Genomic DNA, 2,903 nt, shown 5'->3' with positions numbered 1-2,903 from the left:
GCTATACCATAAAGGTCATAGGCATCCGATTGTTCGATTTTAACGGTGACAAATTCACCAACACGCAGTGGGCGTCGTGATGATATATGGACAACACCATCTATTTCTGGAGCATCGTACTGACTACGTCCTTTGGCAACTTTTCCTTGACTTTCATCGATAAGCACTCGGAGTCTTTTTCCAATTTTTTTCTTTAAAAGATGTGTAGAAATTTGTTGTTGTTTTGCCATAAAACGATGCCAGCGGTTTTCTTTCACCTCTTCAGGAATATTTTCTAATCCCAAATCATTTGCGGCAGCTCCTTTTACTTCTTCATATTTAAAGCACCCCGCGCGTTCAATTTTTGCTTCTTCTAGCCATTCTAGAAGTATATTAAAATCTTCATTCGTTTCACCAGGAAAACCAACGATAAATGTTGATCGCAAAGTAAGATCTGGACATATTTTCCGCCATTTTTCAATTTTACGGTTTGTTTTTTCCATAAGTGCGGGACGCTTCATGTGACGCAAAACAGTTGGTGATGCATGCTGAAAAGGTATATCCAGATAAGGAAGAATTTTTTTTGCAGCCATAAGTTCGATAACTTCATCAACATGGGGATAAGGATAAACGTAATGCATACGTACCCAAATACCCATATCGCCTAGTTCGCGACAAAGATCAAAGAATTTAGTTTTGATTGTACGATCTTTCCAAGAATTTTCGAGATATTTAAGATCAACACCATAAGCACTCGTATCCTGTGAAATAACCAAAAGTTCTTTTACACCCGCTTGCACGAGTTTTTCAGCTTCACGAAGAACATCGCTGATGGGACGTGAAGTGAGATCACCACGCAGTGTAGGGATGATACAAAAACTACACCGATTAGAGCATCCTTCAGAAATCTTTAAGTAGGCGTAATGGCGAGGTGTTAAACGAATACCTTGGGGAGGAACTAAATCAAGAAAAGGATCATGAACAGGAGGAATTGCTGTATGAACAGCTTCTATAACGCTTTCATAAGCTTGCGGTTTTGTAATAGCCAATACATTAGGATATGTTTGGCGAATAGCATCAGGATCAGCACCAAGACACCCTGTTACAATAACTTTTCCATTTTTTTTAAGAGCTTCATCAATATTGGCTAACGATTCTCTCCTTGCCGAGTCAAGAAAACCACAGGTATTCACAATAACGACATCAGCTCCTTGATGTTGACGTGAAATCTCATACCCTTCAGAGCGAAGGCGTGTAATAATTCGCTCAGAATCTACGAGTGCTTTTGGGCATCCGAGGGAGACAAAACTAATACGAGGTGCTACCATGATGATCCTACAATTACTATGAATGATTGAGTTACGCTTTTATTAATTTAAAAATAATGTTCTTTGTTTTTATACCTATGCAATACAATCTGTTACAAAGTTATTTGATTTTTTTCTACAAAATTTTATGTGTTTGTATGCATGCATACAATTTTGTCTTATTATATCGTAAAATTCCGTTATTGAGGATGATGATATAAGAAAGCTTCCTTCAAAGCATTTAAGTTCTTTTCAAAGTACGTGGTGAATATTTTAAAACTTACTTGTCAAGCCTTGCATTAAGTGAAGAACATGGAGGGAAGGGAAAATTAAACCCGCTCGATAAGGATCTGGATTGTTTATAAACCGAATTGGGGGCATCCTTTGGCTGTGGAGAAGAAGTCAATTGCGTGTGGCACAATAAAAAAATACTCAACAGCTTCTTACTGCGATATCTATCGCGTACTATAAGGTTTATTTTTTAATATTTGCGAATAAGTCCGGTAAGTTTTCCTTGTATTTCTATACGCTCGGATTCGTATGTCCGTACTTCATAATGAGGATTTGCGGCTTCTAATGCAATAGAAGCTCCTTTGCGTCGATAACGTTTTAATGTGGCTTCTTTTTTATCAATAAACGCAACAATAATTTCACCAGTTATTGCTGTATTTTGACGTTTCACAATGATCGTATCTTTATCAAGGATACCAGCCTCCATCATAGAATCATCTTTAACTTCTAATGCGTAGTGCTCACCTGTATTAACCATATCAAGTGGAAGAGAAAGGCTGTTTATTTGTTGCAGTATAGCAGAGGCGGGTACGCTCGCAGAAATACGTCCCATAATAGGAATGGTGATATTTTTTTTTTCTTCTTCATCAAAGGGACTCAAGCTTTTTGATATTTCCCTTTTCTTTCTTTCTATCATACTGGGAGAAATTTTACGTGCTAAAGAAAGGTTAAATGTTATTTTCTCAGGAAGTCGAATCACCTCCACAGCACGAGCACGATTGGGCAAGCGACGTATAAAACCTCTTTGTTCTAAGGCTATAATGAGCTTATGAATACCAGACTTTGAAGAAAGTTCTAATGCATTTTTCATTTCTTCAAAAGAAGGAGGAACACCAGTTTCTTTTATATGGTTATGAATAAACAAGAGTAGCTCATACTGTTTACATGTTAACATTCAATATTCCAATCAAAATAATAAAAATTAGTAAAGTAAAAATACATGTATATATAACATTTTTACAATTTTTATCGCCAAATCAAAATTATTTTCTTTGTTTTTGATCTTATCGTTTAATAAAGAAATATGTTTATTTATAGATATATTTAAATTATTATTTATATACTATATAGCTACATTAATATTAAATAATGTATAAAATATTTTATAGTTCTGACTGAATTATCTAACACCAAATTTTATGACCAGTATTATCCTTTTCTTCTAAAAATATATCTACATGTTTTGTAATTTCTGATATAAAAAAGTTAAATAGAAGGCATTCTATATATTTAGAACTCTCTATGGGTATTTAAAATCATTTTACATACTGCATATTATTTCTGCTTTTTTATTCTTAGTAAAATTATCTACAGCTCTAATAGTGA

General features: G+C 34.6%; 2 protein-coding genes. Both read right to left on the bottom strand.

Annotation, left to right across the window (positions count from 1 at the left end; translation table 11 throughout):
- Positions 1-1,307: 30S ribosomal protein S12 methylthiotransferase RimO (gene rimO, locus ACFIL8_RS02375; protein ID WP_375688840.1), on the bottom strand; the 1,307-nt coding region annotated here is incomplete at its 3' end.
- 460 nt (positions 1,308-1,767) lie between these two features.
- Positions 1,768-2,472 carry a transcriptional repressor LexA gene (gene lexA / locus ACFIL8_RS02370; RefSeq protein ID WP_375621262.1) on the bottom strand — a complete coding sequence of 235 codons (705 nt, stop codon included), beginning with the start codon at positions 2,470-2,472 and terminating at the stop codon, positions 1,768-1,770.
- Between the last annotated feature and the right edge of the window lie 431 nt (positions 2,473-2,903).

It is taken from the genome of Bartonella sp. AP57NXGY (assembly GCF_042195805.1).
Classification (GTDB): Bacteria; Pseudomonadota; Alphaproteobacteria; order Rhizobiales; family Rhizobiaceae; genus Bartonella.
Note: the sequence above shows the minus strand (reverse complement) of the source record. Positions and strands in the feature narration are given on the sequence as shown.